Annotated in this window: 15 protein-coding genes and 1 tRNA gene; 8 read left to right on the forward strand and 8 right to left on the reverse strand. The window is 59.4% G+C overall.

Annotated features, from left to right (window positions below):
• The first annotated feature begins 17 nt into the window (after positions 1-17).
• Both ABMC88_RS09360 and ABMC88_RS09365 read left to right on the forward strand, forming a co-directional pair.
• The gene (locus ABMC88_RS09360) at positions 18-1,235 is read left to right on the forward strand and encodes a phenylacetate--CoA ligase family protein (RefSeq protein ID WP_349576598.1); all 1,218 of its coding nucleotides are present in this window, start codon (positions 18-20) and stop codon (positions 1,233-1,235) included.
• A 60-nt stretch (positions 1,236-1,295) separates the two neighbouring features.
• The gene (locus ABMC88_RS09365) at positions 1,296-2,954 is read left to right on the forward strand and encodes an ABC transporter permease (RefSeq protein ID WP_349576599.1); all 1,659 of its coding nucleotides are present in this window, start codon (positions 1,296-1,298) and stop codon (positions 2,952-2,954) included.
• Positions 2,955-3,109: 155 nt separating this feature from the next.
• On the opposite strand, the gene yghU is transcribed toward ABMC88_RS09365, so the two are convergent.
• On the reverse strand, positions 3,110-3,982 hold the full coding sequence (yghU, locus tag ABMC88_RS09370) for a glutathione-dependent disulfide-bond oxidoreductase (protein WP_349576600.1): 873 nt from the start codon (positions 3,980-3,982) through the stop codon (positions 3,110-3,112).
• A gap of 84 nt (positions 3,983-4,066) precedes the next feature.
• On the opposite strand from yghU, the gene ABMC88_RS09375 reads away from it, so the two are divergent.
• A complete protein-coding gene (locus ABMC88_RS09375) occupies positions 4,067-4,885 on the forward strand; it encodes a PhzF family phenazine biosynthesis protein (protein ID WP_349576601.1) in 819 nt (272 codons plus the stop codon).
• A 62-nt stretch (positions 4,886-4,947) separates the two neighbouring features.
• On the opposite strand, the gene ykgO is transcribed toward ABMC88_RS09375, so the two are convergent.
• A complete protein-coding gene (ykgO, locus tag ABMC88_RS09380; RefSeq protein WP_025058716.1) occupies positions 4,948-5,073 on the reverse strand; it encodes a type B 50S ribosomal protein L36 in 126 nt (41 codons plus the stop codon).
• 84 nt (positions 5,074-5,157) lie between these two features.
• A tRNA-Val gene (locus ABMC88_RS09385) sits at positions 5,158-5,232 on the reverse strand.
• 150 nt (positions 5,233-5,382) lie between these two features.
• Between ABMC88_RS09385 and ABMC88_RS09390 the strand changes: the two genes are divergently transcribed.
• Positions 5,383-6,243, forward strand: coding sequence for an N-formylglutamate amidohydrolase (locus ABMC88_RS09390; RefSeq protein WP_349576602.1), 861 nt, complete (start codon positions 5,383-5,385; stop codon positions 6,241-6,243).
• Between the two features lie 76 nt (positions 6,244-6,319).
• Here ABMC88_RS09390 and ABMC88_RS09395 read toward each other — a convergent pair whose 3' ends face one another.
• Positions 6,320-7,573, reverse strand: coding sequence for a DNA polymerase IV (locus ABMC88_RS09395; RefSeq protein WP_349576603.1), 1,254 nt, complete (start codon positions 7,571-7,573; stop codon positions 6,320-6,322).
• A 62-nt stretch (positions 7,574-7,635) separates the two neighbouring features.
• Between ABMC88_RS09395 and ABMC88_RS09400 the strand changes: the two genes are divergently transcribed.
• Positions 7,636-8,079 carry an NUDIX hydrolase gene (locus tag ABMC88_RS09400; protein ID WP_349576604.1) on the forward strand — a complete coding sequence of 148 codons (444 nt, stop codon included), beginning with the start codon at positions 7,636-7,638 and terminating at the stop codon, positions 8,077-8,079.
• 197 nt (positions 8,080-8,276) lie between these two features.
• Here the strand turns inward: ABMC88_RS09400 and pyrF are convergent, their stop codons facing one another.
• Together pyrF and ABMC88_RS09410 are read right to left on the reverse strand one after the other, a co-directional pair.
• Positions 8,277-8,987, reverse strand: a complete 711-nt coding sequence (gene pyrF, locus ABMC88_RS09405) for an orotidine-5'-phosphate decarboxylase (RefSeq protein ID WP_349576605.1) — start codon at positions 8,985-8,987, stop codon at positions 8,277-8,279.
• 233 nt (positions 8,988-9,220) lie between these two features.
• Complete coding sequence (locus ABMC88_RS09410) at positions 9,221-9,535, reverse strand: orotidine 5-phosphate decarboxylase (protein ID WP_349576606.1); 315 nt, start codon at positions 9,533-9,535, stop codon at positions 9,221-9,223.
• Positions 9,536-9,905: 370 nt separating this feature from the next.
• Here ABMC88_RS09410 and clpB point away from each other — a divergent pair, with 370 nt between their 5' ends.
• Positions 9,906-12,521, forward strand: coding sequence for an ATP-dependent chaperone ClpB (gene clpB, locus ABMC88_RS09415; protein WP_349576607.1), 2,616 nt, complete (start codon positions 9,906-9,908; stop codon positions 12,519-12,521).
• 239 nt (positions 12,522-12,760) lie between these two features.
• On the opposite strand, the gene ABMC88_RS09420 is transcribed toward clpB, so the two are convergent.
• Together ABMC88_RS09420 and ABMC88_RS09425 are read right to left on the reverse strand one after the other, a co-directional pair.
• Entirely contained in the window at positions 12,761-13,174 is a 414-nt protein-coding gene (locus ABMC88_RS09420) for a hypothetical protein (protein ID WP_349576608.1), read from the reverse strand.
• 67 nt (positions 13,175-13,241) lie between these two features.
• Entirely contained in the window at positions 13,242-13,784 is a 543-nt protein-coding gene (locus tag ABMC88_RS09425; protein WP_349576609.1) for a hypothetical protein, read from the reverse strand.
• A 274-nt stretch (positions 13,785-14,058) separates the two neighbouring features.
• On the opposite strand from ABMC88_RS09425, the gene msrP reads away from it, so the two are divergent.
• Positions 14,059-14,970 carry a protein-methionine-sulfoxide reductase catalytic subunit MsrP gene (gene msrP, locus ABMC88_RS09430; RefSeq protein WP_349576610.1) on the forward strand — a complete coding sequence of 304 codons (912 nt, stop codon included), beginning with the start codon at positions 14,059-14,061 and terminating at the stop codon, positions 14,968-14,970.
• 59 nt (positions 14,971-15,029) lie between these two features.
• The gene (msrQ, locus tag ABMC88_RS09435; protein WP_349576611.1) at positions 15,030-15,635 is read left to right on the forward strand and encodes a protein-methionine-sulfoxide reductase heme-binding subunit MsrQ; all 606 of its coding nucleotides are present in this window, start codon (positions 15,030-15,032) and stop codon (positions 15,633-15,635) included.
• Positions 15,636-15,841: the final 206 nt, after the last annotated feature.

Raw genomic sequence — 15,841 nt, forward strand, 5'->3', positions numbered from 1 at the left:
GGGGACGAGGGACCAAGATGAGCCATTTCGACGAATTGGAAACACGCAGCGCTGACGCCCGCGCCGCTGATTATGCCACGGCCTTGCCCCGCCAAATCGCCGCTGCCCAAGGGCTCGGCGGGTATGCAGGGAGCCTCGCCGATGTGGACGCGGCGGCAATCACCAGCGCCGAGGCGCTTGCCGACCTGCCCGTCCTGCGCAAATCCGAGCTGGGCAAAGCCCAAGCCGCCAATGCGCCCTTCGGTGGTTTTACCACAAAACCCGCCAGCGGCTTTAGCCATGTGTTCCAATCCCCCGGCCCGATCTATGAACCCTCATCCGACGCCCCCGATTGGTGGCGCATGGGCCGCTTTCTGCATGCGGTTGGCATCGGCGCGAAAGACATTGTGCACAACTGCTTTGGCTACCACCTTACCCCTGCGGGCATGATATTCGAGAGTGGCGCACGCGCCGTCGGCGCCTCGGTCCTGCCTGCGGGCACCGGACAGACAGAGTTACAGGTCTTCGCGGCCCGCGACATCGGCACAACGGCCTATGCGGGCACACCTGACTACCTGAAGGTGATTCTGGAAAAAGCGGACGAGATGGGTGTGACGCTCAAGATCGACAAGGCCGCCGTTGGCGGCGGCGCGTTGTTCCCTTCCTTACGTGAGTGGTACACCGCCCGCGGCATCATCTGCCTGCAAAGCTATGCCACGGCCGATCTGGGCAACATCGCCTACGAATCCCCCGCAGCCGAAGGCATGATTGTGGACGAAGGCGTGATTGTGGAAATCGTCACGCCCGGCACTGGCATCCCTGTCCCTGCGGGCGAAGTTGGCGAGGTCGTTGTGACCACGCTGAACCCCGACTACCCGCTGATCCGTTTTGCCACAGGTGATCTGAGCGCGGTTTTGGCAGGTCCGTCCCCGTGCGGCCGCACCAACATGCGCATCAAGGGCTGGATGGGCCGTGCCGACCAGACGACCAAGATCAAAGGCATGTTCGTGCGACCCGAACAGGTTGCCCAACTGGTTGCCCACCACCCCGAAATCACCCGCGCCCGCGTTATCGCCACCCGCGCGTCCGAGCAGGACGTGATGACCGTGCGCATCGAAAGCAGCGCACCGGATGAGGCCGCCTATGCCGCGTCTGTCGCATCGCTGCTCAAGCTCAAAGGCGTGATCGACGTAGTGGCCCCCGACACCCTGCCCAAAGACGGCCTGGTGATCGAAGATCAACGCACCTACGACTAAGCCTAAAGACCGCGACGACAGCGCACTTTTCTTTCCGACTATAATAGTCGACATAGAGGCATGAGCAACGCGTCAACCCAAATCAAACCTGCAAAACGCGACGGAGTGCGATCCCTGTCCGCGCTTGCAGTGTTCGTGGCCATCCTGTGCGCGTTGCCGATGATCGCGGTGTTTCTTGCCGCAATCTCCGGCGGGACGCAAACGGTGCAGCATCTGGCGCAAACCGTGCTGGGCGACTATGCGCGCACCACGCTAGCGCTTGTTCTTCTGGTCGCTTTCGGCACGTTCTCGATCGGCGTTGGCGCGGCGTGGCTGGTCACCATGACCCGCTTCCCCGGTGTGCGCTTTTTCGAGGTAGCCTTGGTGCTGCCGCTGGCCTTCCCTGCCTACGTGCTGGCATACGCCTATACCCATGTTCTGGACCATCCGGGTGTCGTGCAATCCAGCTTGCGTGCCATGATGGATTGGGGCCCGCGTGACTATTGGTTCCCCGAGATCCGCTCTCTGGGCGGTGCGGCCTGCATGCTTGTTCTTGTGCTATATCCTTATGTCTACCTGCTGGCCCGCGCTGCTTTCGTGCAACAAAGCGGCTCCACCTTTCTTGCGGCCCGCGCTTTGGGATCTTCCCCTTGGGTCGCGTTTTTCAAAGTCTCCCTGCCGCTGGCCCGTCCCGCCATCGCGGGTGGTGTTCTTCTGACAGTGATGGAGACAATCGCCGATTTCGGCACAGTGGCCTACTTCGGCGTGCAAACCTTCGCCACAGGCATCTACACCAGCTGGTTTTCCCTTTTTGACCGCGTGGGGGCCGCCCAGCTCGCGCTGTGCCTTCTGGGCTTTGCGCTTCTTCTGGCGATGCTGGAACGCTTGCAGCGCGGCAATGCCCGCTATCACGATCCTGCCCGCCAATCCCGCGAGGCACCCATCGCGACCCTGAAAGGCTGGCAAGCCGCCGCCGCCATTACACTCTGCGGCTTGCCCGTCCTGTTGGGTGCTGTCCTACCTGTCATTGTCCTATTCTCAATGGGGTTGGGGTCCGAGCAGAACCTGCTCAGCGCCCGCTACCTCGGCTTTATCCAGAACTCCGCCAAACTGGCCACAGTCGCTGCGCTGGTCACCGTCGGTGCCGCGATCAGCATCGGGTTCCTGCAACGGATGCGCGGCGGGCGCATGGCCCAATCGGCCGCCTATATCGCCCGTCTTGGGTACGCTGTGCCAGGCGGCGTGATCGCCGTTGGCCTTCTGGTCCCCTTCGCGGCCTTTGATAACGCGCTGGACGCATGGATGCGTGACACATTCGACATCTCTACCGGCCTTTTGATCACAGGCTCTATCTGGCTGCTGGTCATCGCCTATATGGTGCGCTTCCTTGCCGCTGCCTTGGGCGCGTACGAGGGCGGTCAGGCGATGGTCCACGTCAATATGGACGCAGCCTCCCGCTCCTTGGGTCAAGGACCCATCGGCACTCTGCGTCGCGTTCACTTGCCGATCCTGACCCCCAGCTTGCTTACCGCTCTGTTGATCGTCTTCGTGGACGTGATGAAGGAACTTCCCGCAACCCTGATCATGCGCCCGTTCAACTTTGACACATTGGCCGTTCAGGCCTACCAACTCGCCAGCGATGAACGCCTTGAAGGCGCCGCCGTGCCCAGCCTTGTCATCGTTGCGATGGGCTTGCTCCCCGTCATCCTCATCTGCCGCCAGGTGGGCCGCCGCCCCTGACGCGCTCGGGTGCCATAATCGTCTATTTTTCCGGCCTTAAATCCTCTGCGGGAGTTGGCCCAAAGGGCCAAGGGGGCTGGCCCCCATATACCCCCACAAAAAAGCGCGCCCCGAAAATCAGGGCGCGCTTATTCAGGTCATTAGGTGAACTGTACTCAGGAGCCTTGCAGTTTGTCCTGCGTCTTGGTCTCAAAGTCTGTTGCGTCATGCCGTTCATGCAATTGCATCGACAGGTCATCCCCGAACGCGCGGTTTACCATCCGCCCGCGTGTCACCGCAGGGCGCGCATCAATCGCTTTGGCCCACCGCATCACATTGGTATAACTTTCGACCTCCAGAAACTCTGCCGCCGAATAAAGCCGTCCAAGAACCAACTGACCGTACCACGACCAGATCGCCATATCCGCGATCGAGTAGTCGCCCGCAAACCACTCGTTGTCGGCCAAATGGCGGTCCAACACGTCCAACTGGCGCTTTGTTTCCATCGAGAATCGGTTGATGGGATATTCGAATTTCTCTGGCGCATAGGCATAGAAATGCCCGAACCCGCCGCCCAGATAGGGTGCAGACCCCATCTGCCAGAACAGCCAGCTCATCATCTCGGTCTTTTGGGCAGGGTCCGTGGGGACAAATGCGCCGAATTTCTCGGCCAGATACAGCAGGATCGCACCTGATTCAAAAACCCGCTGCGGTTCGCCATCGGAATGGTCCATCAGCGCGGGGATTTTTGAATTCGGGTTCGCTTCAACAAAGCCCGAGCCGAACTGATCGCCCTCGCCGATGTTGATAAGCCACGCGTCATATTCGGCACCCGAATGCCCCAGAGCCAACAGCTCTTCCAGCAGGATCGTGACCTTCACCCCATTGGGGGTCGCCAGCGAATACAGTTGGATCGGATGCTTGCCCACGGGGCGGTCCTTGTCATGGGTTGCCCCTGCAATGGGCCGGTTGATCGAGGCAAATTTGCCGCCGCTCTCGGCGTCCCATGTCCAGACTTTCGGAGGGGTATAGGTCAGATCACTTGCCATCTTGGGCTCCTTTAAGGAATGCTACAACTTGGCAGGTATGGTGGCGCAGGCCGCAGACAAGGGCCAGCGCAAAATGGAGTGCAGATGAAGCGGCGATTTATCCAATGTGACGTGTTCAGCAGCACAGCGTTGAAAGGCAACGGGCTGGCCGTGGTGGTTGAGGGCGCTGACCTCACCCCCGCACAAATGCAGGATTTTGCCAACTGGACCCAGCAGGCCGAGACGACGTTCCTGATGCCCTCGGACAGAGGTGGCGATTACCGCGTGCGGATTTTTAGCGCCACAGGAGAGATGCGATTCGCAGGCCACCCGACGCTGGGCAGTTGTGCGGCATGGCTGCACGCAGGGGGCATTCCGCAGAACGAAGGCTGCGTGATCCAGGACTGCGATGTGGGTTTGGTCGAGATTGATCTGACAGGCGAGGCGCCCGCGTTCGAAGCACCCCAAACCAGGATTGCCCCAATGCCACCGCAGACCCGCAACGCGATTTGCACCGCTCTGACGATTGCCACGGACGAAGTCCTGAATGCGGTGCAACTGGATAACGGCGTCTTGCGCAATGTGATTGAGCTGTCGAATGCCGCCCGCGTTCTGTCTCTTGATGCACATGCGGTTAGTAAGCCCGCATTTAACGGGGTTAGCATCATCGGCGCTAACGGTGCAGGCTATGAGGTTCGAAACCTAACGCCCGCATCCCTCGCGTCAGAAGACCCCGTGACGGGTTCGCTCATCGCGGCAGTTGCGTGCTGGCTGCATGGGGTAGGGCGGCTCACGGCGCCGATTGTGCTGGCCCAGGGCACAGCGCTTGGGCGCCAAGGCCGCGCTGTCGCCACCCCACGGGGCAATGACATCTGGATCGGCGGCCACACGAGCATTGTCATCGACGGCCACGTCACGCTCTAGCACAACAGCAAAAAGGCCGCTCTGAACCAGAGCAGCCTCTTTAAAAAACCGTCAGAACAGTCTCAGCCTTGGCGGGCTTTGAAACGCTTCTGTGTTTTGTTGATCACGTAAACGCGGCCTTTGCGACGCACAACACGGCAGTCGCGGTGCCGGTTCTTGAGCGAGCGGAGTGAATTGCGAACTTTCATAGGTCCAATCCTTCCAAGTTGTGGCGCGGGCCAGCGCCGGGTTACGGGCAGTATGCTCACGAATTGAGCATACCAAAGAATAAATGGTGGACGATACTGGGATCGAACCAGTGACCCCTTCGATGTCAACGAAGTGCTCTACCGCTGAGCTAATCATCCACTATACGTGCAGCGCCTCATTGCCCCAAACAAAATGGGGCGCGAAACACCGCGCCGTCCGCTCGCTATAAAAGGAGTCGTCCACGTGTTCAAGACCTTTTGGCTTTCTAATAAACTGCGCTATGTGTTTTTGGTGAACAGGAGACACATATGCCCGCCGCTGCCTTTGATGTATTGATGCCCAGCACCCCCGCATCCTGTGTGGTTTTTGCCTCACCGCACTCGGGGCGCGACTATAGCTGGTCCTTCCTGCGCAAAACGGTGCTGAACGAACACGCGATCCGCTCATCCGAAGATGCCTTTGTTGATCAGCTGTTTGAATGCGCCCCCCAGTTCGGCGCTGTCTTCCTGAAAGCAGGCGCACCACGCGCCTACGTCGACCTCAATCGCGCCCCCGATGAACTCGACCCCGCCCTGATCGAAGGGGCGCGCCGTATCGGGCACAACCCGCGTGTGGCCTCTGGTCTCGGGGTGATTCCCCGCGTTGTTGCCAATGGCCGCGCCATCTACCGCGGGAAAATCTCACTTGCAGAGGCCCAAGACCGCATATCCCGCTATTGGGAGCCTTACCACAATCGCCTGCAATCCCTGCTCGATACGGCCCACGCCCGCCATGGTCAGACAGTCCTGATCGATTGTCATTCCATGCCGCACGAGGCAATGGACGGCGTCGCCCGCGCAGGCATCCGCCGCCCCGATGTAGTGCTGGGGGATCGTTTCGGCGCCGCCGCCAGCGGTGAAGTCGTCGACCGGATCGAGGCAGCCTTCGCAAGCGCAGGCTTTGTCGTCACCCGAAACACCCCCTTCGCAGGGGCCTATATTACCCAAGCCTACGGAAAGCCCGCAAAAGGCCAGCACGCCGTCCAAGTGGAAATTGACCGCTCCCTTTACATGAACGAGCCTCTGATCCGCCCCAACGGCGACTTCGAGGCCGTTCAATCCGCCCTGCGCGATGTCATCGCGGAGGTCGCCAAAATCGGCCAGGGCAGCGTCCCCCTCGCCGCTGAATAACTGTCATTATATTTTCTGGCCAAAAATCCTCCGGGGGAATTGGCCACCGGGTCAAGGGGGCTGGCCCCCATCAACATCACCGCAAGGCACGGCCCTTCACAATGGCCCGCGCACCAAATCTGTCGCGTATCGCATCGGTTGCCCGTTCGGCTTCCGTCCGCTGCGATGCGTCAGGGTCCAGTAAATCCCCCAACTGATCCGCCCCCGCAGCATCGCTCAAGTCAGCCAACCCGCAGCCCAGCAAACGATACGGCCCCTGCGCGCCCACTTGATCAAACAGCCCCCGCGCCGTTCGGTAAATCCGGTCCGCCAACTGCGTCGGATCGCTCAGTGCCACGCGCCGCGACAGCAGCGTATGATCGGCCCGCTTCAGTTTCAGCGTCACCACACGCCCCGCAAGGCGTTTTGCCTTGGCGCGGTCTGCGACTTTTTCGGCCATCCGCCAGATGTGCCCGTCCAATATGTCGGGGTCCGAGGTATCCTCGCTGAATGTCGTTTCATTTGTGATCGACTTCATCGGCGCATGGGCCGAAACGCGGCGTTTGTCCTGCCCCCGTGCCAGATGCCACAGGCGGTCGCCCATGCCGCCAAAGCGCGCAACCAGATCAGCCTGCTCCCACCGTAGCAAATCCGAAAACGTCCGAATTCCCGCTTTCTCGAGCGAGGCCTGCGCCGCAGCACCCACGCCCCAGATCATCCGCACGGGTTTGTCGCGCAAGAAATCCATCGTCTCGCCTTCGCCGATGACCGAAAACCCGTGCGGCTTATCCAGATCAGAGGCGACTTTGGCCAGAAACTTGTTGTGGCTCAGCCCGATCGACCCTGTCAGCCCAAGCTCGGTCTTCATCCGCCGCACCAGCCTTGCCAGCATCACGGCAGGCGGGGCGCCGTGCAGGCGGGTGGTGCCGCGCATGTCCAGAAACGCTTCATCCAGCGACAAGGGTTCAATCGCGGGCGTTAGCTCCTCCATCATGGTGCGGATCGCACGGGAGGCTTTGACATATTCCTCCATCCTCGGCTTGATCACAACGGCCTCAGGGCACAGCTTAAGCGCCTGAAACATCGGCATGGCCGAACGGACCCCCCTGATACGCGCCACATAGCACGCGGTTGAAACAACACCGCGCCGCCCGCCACCAATGATCACGGGCTTGCCCTCAAGGCTGGGGTCGTCGCGCTTTTCCACCGAGGCATAGAAGGCGTCGCAATCCATATGCGCGATGCCAAGGTCCCACAGCTCCACGTGGCGCGTGACACGCGGACTGGCGCAGGCGGGACACCTGCGGGCCTCTTCGAACTGGGTCAGGCAATCGCGGCAAAGGGCGGGCATGGCGGGGCTATTGTGCTGGGCTTCGGGATGGCTAATCATAGGCGCATCGGAGGTCAAGAGCCATGCAAATCGACATCGAAACCTATGACGGCAGCCCCTTCGGGGGTGCAAAGTTGGCCTTGTACCTTGGGGCCGAGTTGGCGGTTATCTTGCGGGATGCCACGCCGGGCCTGATCTTTGCGGATCACTGGGATTTGCCCGGCGGCGGGCGCGAGGGGACAGAGACGCCTCAAGACTGCGCATTGCGCGAATGCCACGAAGAGCTGGGGGTGCGCGTGCCGCAATCCGCACTGCGATGGGGGCGCCGTTTTCGCGAAGGTGCAACATTCAAATGGTTCTTTGTGGCCCAACTGCCACATGAGGTGCGGCACGATATCGTTTTCGGCGACGAGGGGCAGCGCTGGCAAATGATGTCCGAACAGGCGTTCCTGCACCATCCCAAAGCCGTGCCCGCCTTTCAGGAGCGGCTGGCCGTCTGGGTCAATGCGCGTGACGCAAATATCTGATGCATAATGAATTTTTCCGAAAAGCCCCCCCGCCTTATGTAGCGGGGGGAAGGTGACGAACATAAGGAAGATCCAGTTCGTCGGGGAGTATCACCATACGTAGAGTATCACGAACCGCGCCTGTGACATAGTTTCGGATGTGGTTACGTTCGGTCAATTCCAGGCGTTGTGGCGCAATTGGCACACGGTCAGGTTGTCTATCCCGCTGTTGCGATCTCGGCCAGAACGTCGCGGGCGGCTTGGGCGGGGTCGTCGGATTGATAAATCGGGCGGCCGACGACCACATGATTTGCGCCATCTGCGATGGCTTGCGCGGGCGTCGCCACACGCTTTTGGTCGCCCAATGCGGCACCCGCAGGGCGCACACCCGGTGTTACGATCAGCTTGTTCGCGGCCTCGGGCAAGGCGCGGATCAGCGCGGCCTCTTGCGGAGATGCGATCACCCCGTCGGCACCTGCCTCGAACGCGCGGGCGGCGCGGGTGGTGACCAGTTCGGGCAAATCGCCTGCGACAATCAGGCTGGCATCCAGATCGGCGCGGTCCAACGAGGTGAGGATCGTGACGCCCAGAATTTTCATATCACTGCCAGCGGCTCCTTGTTTGGCTGCGGCCACGACATGCGGGTCGCCGTGGACGGTCAGAAAATCCAGATCGAACTGCGATAGCCCGCGCACGGCGGACTCCACCGTGGCGCCGATGTCGAACAGTTTCATGTCCAGAAAGATCCGCTTGCCGTGTTCCTGTTTCAGCTCATTCGCCAGTGCAAGCCCGCCGCCTGTCAGCATCCCCAGCCCGATTTTATAAAACCCGACCGCATCGCCCAGCTTTTCTGCAAGGGCCAGTCCGCTGACGGCATTGGGAACATCAAGGGCAACGATCAGGCGGTCATCAACTTGGGTAGGGGACATGGGGCGCGCTCCAGCAGGCTAGGGGTTTGACAAACGTCCAACGCCTTATGCGACTGCGGGGGGCAAGTACAGAAAAAAGGCCCGGCCGCGCAAAGGCAGACCGGGCTTGAGTATCACAGACAGTGCAGGCAGGCAGACGTCTGTGCGTTTGCGCGAGGGCGTTGGGTACGGGGACAGAGTGTACGCAACAGGCCCGCAACACGCGCAAATTCGTGAATCTCGGGGTGGCGGCGTTAGGCCGCCTTGATGAATGCACGCACGTCGAGCTGAGACAGCCAGACCCGCGGATCGAAACGTGGTCGGCCGGCGCGCACAGCGGCCACATGCTGGCGCGTGAACGAGCGGAGCCCTTGATGCTTTTTATCCATGCGCAGCGCCTTGGTTGTCAGCCCTTGGGCCGCGTCTTTGAAGGTCATGGTGATCGGCGCATCGATGGCGCAGGCATACTTCTTGGCGTCATCGCCGGTACCTACTGTTACGAGTGCTTCGAACTGCTGTGCGCAGGCATTATATATAACCTGATCGATGTGTGTTTTTGTATCTTTCATCTGCTTTTCCTCATGGCGTCCGTGTGTCCGGCGCTCAGTACCGCTAACACCAACATGGTGATGCCCATTGATAAATGAACTGTTAAAAGCCGATTTGGTTTCCCCATCAGGACAGGAAAATTTGCAATCTTATATTTTTATATTTTGTAACAATGCTTTAGGTGCTTTTCACGTTTTGGTGTCTTGGGCGTAAACTGGCCGATTCTGTAGCTTGTGGATTTTTGGGTGGCGGGAAAAAGCGTAAAATTTGAAGGAACGCCACCTTGATAAGGGGCGTGACCTTCCCCAAATCACTCATGAGGCTCACACACCAACGCATGCCGCCAAGCGGGTGCATCCATATGTGGGCGCTTTTGAAAAGGAGAAGACCATGGACTTGACCAAGTTCACAGAGCGGTCGCGCGGATTTGTGCAGGCGGCCCAGACAATTGCGACCCGTGACAGCCACCAGCGGCTCACGCCTGAACATATCCTGAAATCCCTAATGGACGACGAAGAGGGGCTGGCAAGCAACCTCATCAATACGTCTGGCGGCGACGCAAAGGCGGTCAAGCAGGCCGTCGATCTGGCCATTGGCAAAATGCCGAAAGTGACCGGCGACGCCGCACAAACCTATCTGGACGGGGCCACCACCCGCGTACTGGCCGAGGCCGAGGCGCTGGCCAAGAAGGCAGGCGACAGCTTTGTTCCTGTCGAACGTATCCTGATGGCGCTGTGCATGGTGAAATCGGGCGCCAAGACCGCGTTGGAAGCCGGCAAAGTTTCGGCCCAGGGGTTGAACTCGGCCATTAACGATCTGCGCAAGGGGCGCACGGCAGATAGTGCCAGCGCCGAAGACGGGTATGACGCACTCAAGAAATACGCGCAGGACCTGACGGCGCGGGCCGAGGCGGGCAAGATTGATCCCATCATTGGCCGCGACGAAGAAATCCGCCGCGCCATGCAGGTGCTCAGCCGCCGGACCAAGAATAACCCTGTTCTGATCGGTGAGCCGGGCGTGGGTAAGACCGCGATTGCAGAGGGCCTTGCCCTGCGGATCATCAACGGTGACGTGCCGGAAAGCCTGCGCAATAAGCGCCTGCTTTCTTTGGACATGGGCGCGTTGATTGCGGGCGCGAAATACCGTGGCGAATTCGAAGAGCGTCTGAAAGCGGTGTTGACCGAAGTGACCGAGGCCGCGGGCGAAGTGATCTTGTTCATCGACGAGATGCACACGCTGGTTGGTGCGGGCAAGGCAGATGGCGCGATGGACGCGGCGAACCTGATCAAGCCTGCGCTGGCGCGGGGTGAGTTGCATTGCATCGGGGCCACCACACTGGACGAATACCGCAAATATGTCGAAAAAGACGCGGCACTTGCGCGGCGCTTTCAGCCCGTCATGATCCTTGAGCCTACGGTCGAGGACACGGTCAGCATCTTGCGCGGCATTAAAGAGAAGTACGAGATGCACCACGGCGTGCGGATCAGCGACAGCGCCTTGGTCGCTGCCGCCACACTCAGCCACCGCTATATCACCGACCGTTTTCTGCCTGACAAAGCCATTGATCTGGTGGACGAAGCGGGCAGCCGTTTGCGGATGGAAGTCGACAGCAAGCCCGAAGAGCTGGACGCGCTTGATCGTCAGGTCTTGCAGCTTCAGATCGAGGAAGAGGCGCTCAAGCTCGAAGACGACCAAGGGTCCAAGGACCGGTTGGAGACGTTGCAGAAGGACCTTGCCGATCTGCAAGAACGCAGCGCGCAGATGACGGCCAGCTGGCAGGCGGGGCGTGACAAACTGGAAGGGGCACGGGTGCTCAAAGAACAACTGGACCGCGCCCGCGCTGATCTGGACATCGCCAAGCGGGACGGCAATCTGGCCAAAGCGGGGGAGCTGTCTTATGGCGTCATCCCTAATCTGGAGCGTCAGTTGGACGAGGCCGAAAGCCGTGAAGACGGCGTGACGGTCGAAGAAGCTGTGCGCCCCGACCAGATCGCAAGCGTGGTCGAGCGTTGGACAGGCATCCCCGCCGGCAAAATGCTGGAGGGCGAGCGTGACAAGCTGTTGCGCATGGAAGAACAGCTGCATGGCCGCGTGATCGGCCAAGACGCGGCAGTGAAGGCTGTGGCCAACGCCGTACGCCGTTCGCGTGCGGGTCTGAACGACGAGGACCGCCCGCTGGGCAGCTTCTTGTTCCTCGGACCCACGGGCGTCGGCAAGACCGAGCTGACCAAAGCTGTGGCCGAGTTCATGTTTGACGACGACAGCGCGATGGTGCGCATTGATATGTCCGAGTTTATGGAGAAACACGCCGTGGCCCGCCTGATCGGTGCGCCTCCGGGGTATGTCGGGTATGACGAAGGTGGTGTCTTGACCGAAGCCGTCCGCCGCCGCCCCTATCAGGTGGTGCTGTTCGACGAGGTCGAGAAGGCGCACCCGGACGTGTTCAACGTGCTGTTGCAGGTGCTGGACGACGGCATGCTGACAGACGGGCAGGGGCGGACCGTGGATTTCAAGCAGACGCTGATTATCCTGACGTCCAACCTTGGGGCCCAAGCGCTCAGCAATGCGCCTGACGGCAGTGATATGTCGGACGCAAAGCGTGATGTGATGGATGCCGTGCGGGCGCACTTCCGCCCCGAGTTCCTGAACCGTCTGGACGAGACGATCATCTTTGACCGCCTCAACCGCGAAAACATGGACGGGATCGTGGATATCCAGATGGCCCGCCTGCTCAAACGTTTGGCTGCCCGCAAGATCGAGTTGCAGCTGGACGAGGGCGCGCGCAAGTGGCTTGCCGACGAAGGCTATGACCCTGTGTTCGGGGCGCGGCCGCTGAAACGGGTGATCCAGTCGGCGCTGCAAAACCCGCTGGCAGAGATGTTGCTGGCCGGTGATGTCAGCGACGGCGACACCATTCCGGTGAGCGCGGGGGCGGATGGGCTGATCATCGGCGACCGCATCGCCGCCAGTAACAAGCCAAAGCCGGACGATGCCACGGTGCATTGATCGGGGTTAATGGATGAAAGAAGGCCGGAGTGTATGCTCCGGCCTTTTTTGTTTGGGATTGTCTGGCTTATGCGGTCGCTCCGGCCCCGCTTGGGGTTTCTACCGGTGCGATTGCATTGGGTCCTGTGTCATACACAACAGTATCGTTTGCTCCGTCGGGGTGAAACCGGAAGCCCGCGTAATCGACCGTGCCGTGAATCTCATACGCCATCAGGTTATTGTAAGTGGCAATCCCGCCATCAGGGCCTTCGAAAAAACGAGCCAAAAGAGCCGACACGGACGCTGCTGGTTTCCTGCGCGACTGCGACCAAAAGCATTGTGTCGATATCGACGGAGTTTTCGGTCGTTTGATAACCTATATAGTCCAGATCCTTTCCGGCCACGGCCTCATTTACTTCTGCGACTGTCAGCGGGAATTCGGTGCTTTCTGGTAGGACGTAGAACTCGACCACGCGGGTTGTATCATCGCCACTTAGATCGTTGTATTCAATCGCGATCAGTTGCCCTTCGACGTCTGCGTCGACTGTGATGTCTATGATGCCGTCCTCAAACGCAATCTCGGCATCCGCAGGCTGAATGCTCTGATCTGCAACGACCTGTTCCGATGTATCAAGAAAGGGAGTGCCAAAAACATTGTGTTCACCGTCCGGCAAAAAGGAAGGAACGTCGTTTGCAATCAGATTAAACGAAGCAACTTCCTGATTGCTTTCAATGGTGAAGCTATCGGTGCGTCAGCGTCACGGGTTGGATTGAAGAAGATAAAGCTTCCCAAATCGACACTGCCCAAGCGTTCAGCGCCCATGTTGGCGAGGTAATCTTGGTAGGCCATTCTCGCGGGGCGGTTCTCTGCAACATCGCCTGTGTCCGCACCTGTAGAGGCAAGTACATCCTCAACACTGGAGGGGAATCCGAACCTTTGGGAACAAGAAAAAACTCAACGCCAAAATGGGTTGTTTCTTGATAGCCGTTCATTTGATGCGGGTTTGCTACGTCGTCGGCATCCAATACGTCCTCTCGGAGGAGCTCCGTGCGGATTGCGACCACCGATCCCGTCTCATCTTCGCCCACATCAATGCTGATCGTGTCACCGTCGACAACAAATGAAACGCCGACATCGGGTTCTTCAGCTTCCGGTTCTTCATCGGCGGGTTCAACGACAGGCTCTTTTTCTGGCTCGGGGGTGTCTGCTTCGTCAGAACCTCCCGAAAGTGCGAATGCGCCAAAGCCGACGCCGAGCATTGCGAGTAATATAAGAGGTGTCATGCGACCTCCGAACCGACCATCCGACATGAATCGTGATGCTGTCGCGCTGGCTGAGGGGTGTGACCCCGTCCGCGCCAGTCCCGTCCCAAAGGTGGTCATCGCGGTTCTCGCCGATGGTCAGGTCGCGTTAGCGTTGATCCGAGCCTTAAATTGACCAGCCCTCACTGAAACACTCTCTGACATTCGGGTGTGTCGGGTGAAATGTTGACATAAAACATTTGGTCGAAACGTCTGCGCCCCCTACCTCTATGATATACATAGAAGGAGAAGCCTGATGGCCCTGCGCTGGAAAAACACGCTCAACGATCGCGACGTCACCGACGAGGCGCATTTTCTGAACCGCCGCCAACTGATCGGCGGTGCGGCTGTGGGGCTGGGGCTTGCCTCTATCGGGGCGGGGGCTGGCATGGCTGCGGCGGACTCGCTGGAGCCGAACTCCTACGAGGACATCACACAATATAACAACTACTATGAATTCGGCACCGGTAAGGACGATCCCGCCCGTTACGCGGGCGCGCTGACGACAGAGCCGTGGAGCATCCAGATCGACGGTATGGTCGACAAACCCGGCAACTACGCGCTGGAAGACATCATGAAGGCCATGACGATCGAGGAACGCATCTATCGTTTCCGTTGTGTCGAGGCATGGTCGATGGTGATCCCGTGGAACGGGTTCGAGCTGGCCGACCTGTTGGCGCTGGCGGGGGTGCAGTCTTCGGCAAAATACGTAGCTTTCGAGACCGCGCTGCGCCCCGATGAAATGCCGGGGGTGCAGTTCCCTGTGCTCGACTGGCCCTATGTCGAAGGTCTGCGTCTGGATGAGGCGATGCATCCGCTGACGATCATGGCCTCCGGCATCTATGGAAAAGACATCCCGAACCAGAACGGCGCCCCGTTGCGGTTGGTCGTGCCGTGGAAGTACGGGTTCAAATCCATCAAGTCCGTTGTGCGCATCACCCTGACGGACAAACAGCCTCCGACAAGCTGGAACAACGCCAACGCCCGCGAATACGGTTTCTATAGTAATGTGAATCCCGAGCTGGACCACCCGCGTTGGAGTCAGGCTTCCGAACGCCTCGTAGGGGGTGGCTTGTTTGCAAAACGTATTCCGACGCTCAAGTTGAACGGATACGAGGAAGAGGTCGCCAGCCTGTATGCAGGGATGAGCCTGAAAGAAACGTTCTGACCGTGCCGTCTATCTAATAGAGGCAAAACACCCCCCCCTCACGTATCTAGGACGTAGTAGTGAACACAGTAGTTGAGCGATTGAATGGTCTGGCAAGACGGATCCCGACATGGGCTGTCTATATACTGTATCTATTGCCAGTGCCGTGGCTTCTGTATCTGGCCCAGACAGGGGGGCTGGGCCGTGAACCGATCAAGGCGCTGGAGCATGAGCTGGGCGAGATTGCACTACAGCTTTTGATAATCGGGCTGTGCGTGACGCCTTTGCGCCAATACCTTGGGCTTAACCTGATAAAGTTCCGCCGGACGTTTGGCGTCCTGGCCTTCACCTATGTTGCCCTGCATCTGCTGGTCTGGGTGGTTTTGGATATGTCGCTGCTGTGGGGGCAGATGTGGGCCGACATCTGGAAGCGTCCCTATATCACAATAGGGATGGCCGGCTTTCTGGTCTTGGTCCCGCTGGCTGTTACATCCAATAACCTGTCGGTGCGCAAACTGGGCGCCGCAACTTGGCGCAAGCTGCACAAGCTTACGTATATTGCCGTCCTGCTTGGTGGGATCCACTTCCTGTGGCTGGTCAAAGGCATTCAGCTAGAGCCGCTCCTGTATATGGCGGCGATTCTGGGGCTGTTGGCCCTGCGACTCGTCAAAAAGCGAAAAGCGTAACGCTCCGAGTCGCGGATTCGGGGGTTTTGAGCCTCAATATCCGGTTAGTATGTGGGTAAGCCTGTGGATAACCCAAGAAGGGGCGCGGGCCGCAAATTGCTTTACCTTGGGTTCGGGTAATAAACCTGCGTGAAGGCGACTGTTGGCGCAATCAAAATTCGCTAGAGCGCTGAAAAACAAGGAAATTCAAGAAAAATCAAAAAAGT

It is taken from the genome of Sulfitobacter aquimarinus (assembly GCF_040149565.1).
Classification (GTDB): domain Bacteria; phylum Pseudomonadota; class Alphaproteobacteria; order Rhodobacterales; family Rhodobacteraceae; genus Sulfitobacter; species Sulfitobacter aquimarinus.

Bases quoted from the DNA above. Each gene is read 5' to 3' on its own strand.
- clpB (WP_349576607.1), top strand. From the start codon at position 9,906: ATGGACTTGACCAAGTTCACAGAGCGGTCGCGCGGATTTGTGCAGGCG.
- ABMC88_RS09375 (WP_349576601.1), top strand. From the start codon at position 4,067: ATGAAGCGGCGATTTATCCAATGTGACGTGTTCAGCAGCACAGCGTTG.
- ABMC88_RS09395 (WP_349576603.1), bottom strand. From the start codon at position 7,573: ATGCCCGCCCTTTGCCGCGATTGCCTGACCCAGTTCGAAGAGGCCCGC.
- ABMC88_RS09410 (WP_349576606.1), bottom strand. From the start codon at position 9,535: ATGAAAGATACAAAAACACACATCGATCAGGTTATATATAATGCCTGC.
- ABMC88_RS09400 (WP_349576604.1), top strand. From the start codon at position 7,636: ATGCAAATCGACATCGAAACCTATGACGGCAGCCCCTTCGGGGGTGCA.
- yghU (WP_349576600.1), bottom strand. From the start codon at position 3,982: ATGGCAAGTGATCTGACCTATACCCCTCCGAAAGTCTGGACATGGGAC.
- ABMC88_RS09390 (WP_349576602.1), top strand. From the start codon at position 5,383: ATGCCCGCCGCTGCCTTTGATGTATTGATGCCCAGCACCCCCGCATCC.
- ABMC88_RS09365 (WP_349576599.1), top strand. From the start codon at position 1,296: ATGAGCAACGCGTCAACCCAAATCAAACCTGCAAAACGCGACGGAGTG.
- msrP (WP_349576610.1), top strand. From the start codon at position 14,059: ATGGCCCTGCGCTGGAAAAACACGCTCAACGATCGCGACGTCACCGAC.
- ykgO (WP_025058716.1), bottom strand. From the start codon at position 5,073: ATGAAAGTTCGCAATTCACTCCGCTCGCTCAAGAACCGGCACCGCGAC.
- pyrF (WP_349576605.1), bottom strand. From the start codon at position 8,987: ATGTCCCCTACCCAAGTTGATGACCGCCTGATCGTTGCCCTTGATGTT.
- ABMC88_RS09360 (WP_349576598.1), top strand. From the start codon at position 18: ATGAGCCATTTCGACGAATTGGAAACACGCAGCGCTGACGCCCGCGCC.
- ABMC88_RS09425 (WP_349576609.1), bottom strand. From the start codon at position 13,784: ATGACACCTCTTATATTACTCGCAATGCTCGGCGTCGGCTTTGGCGCA.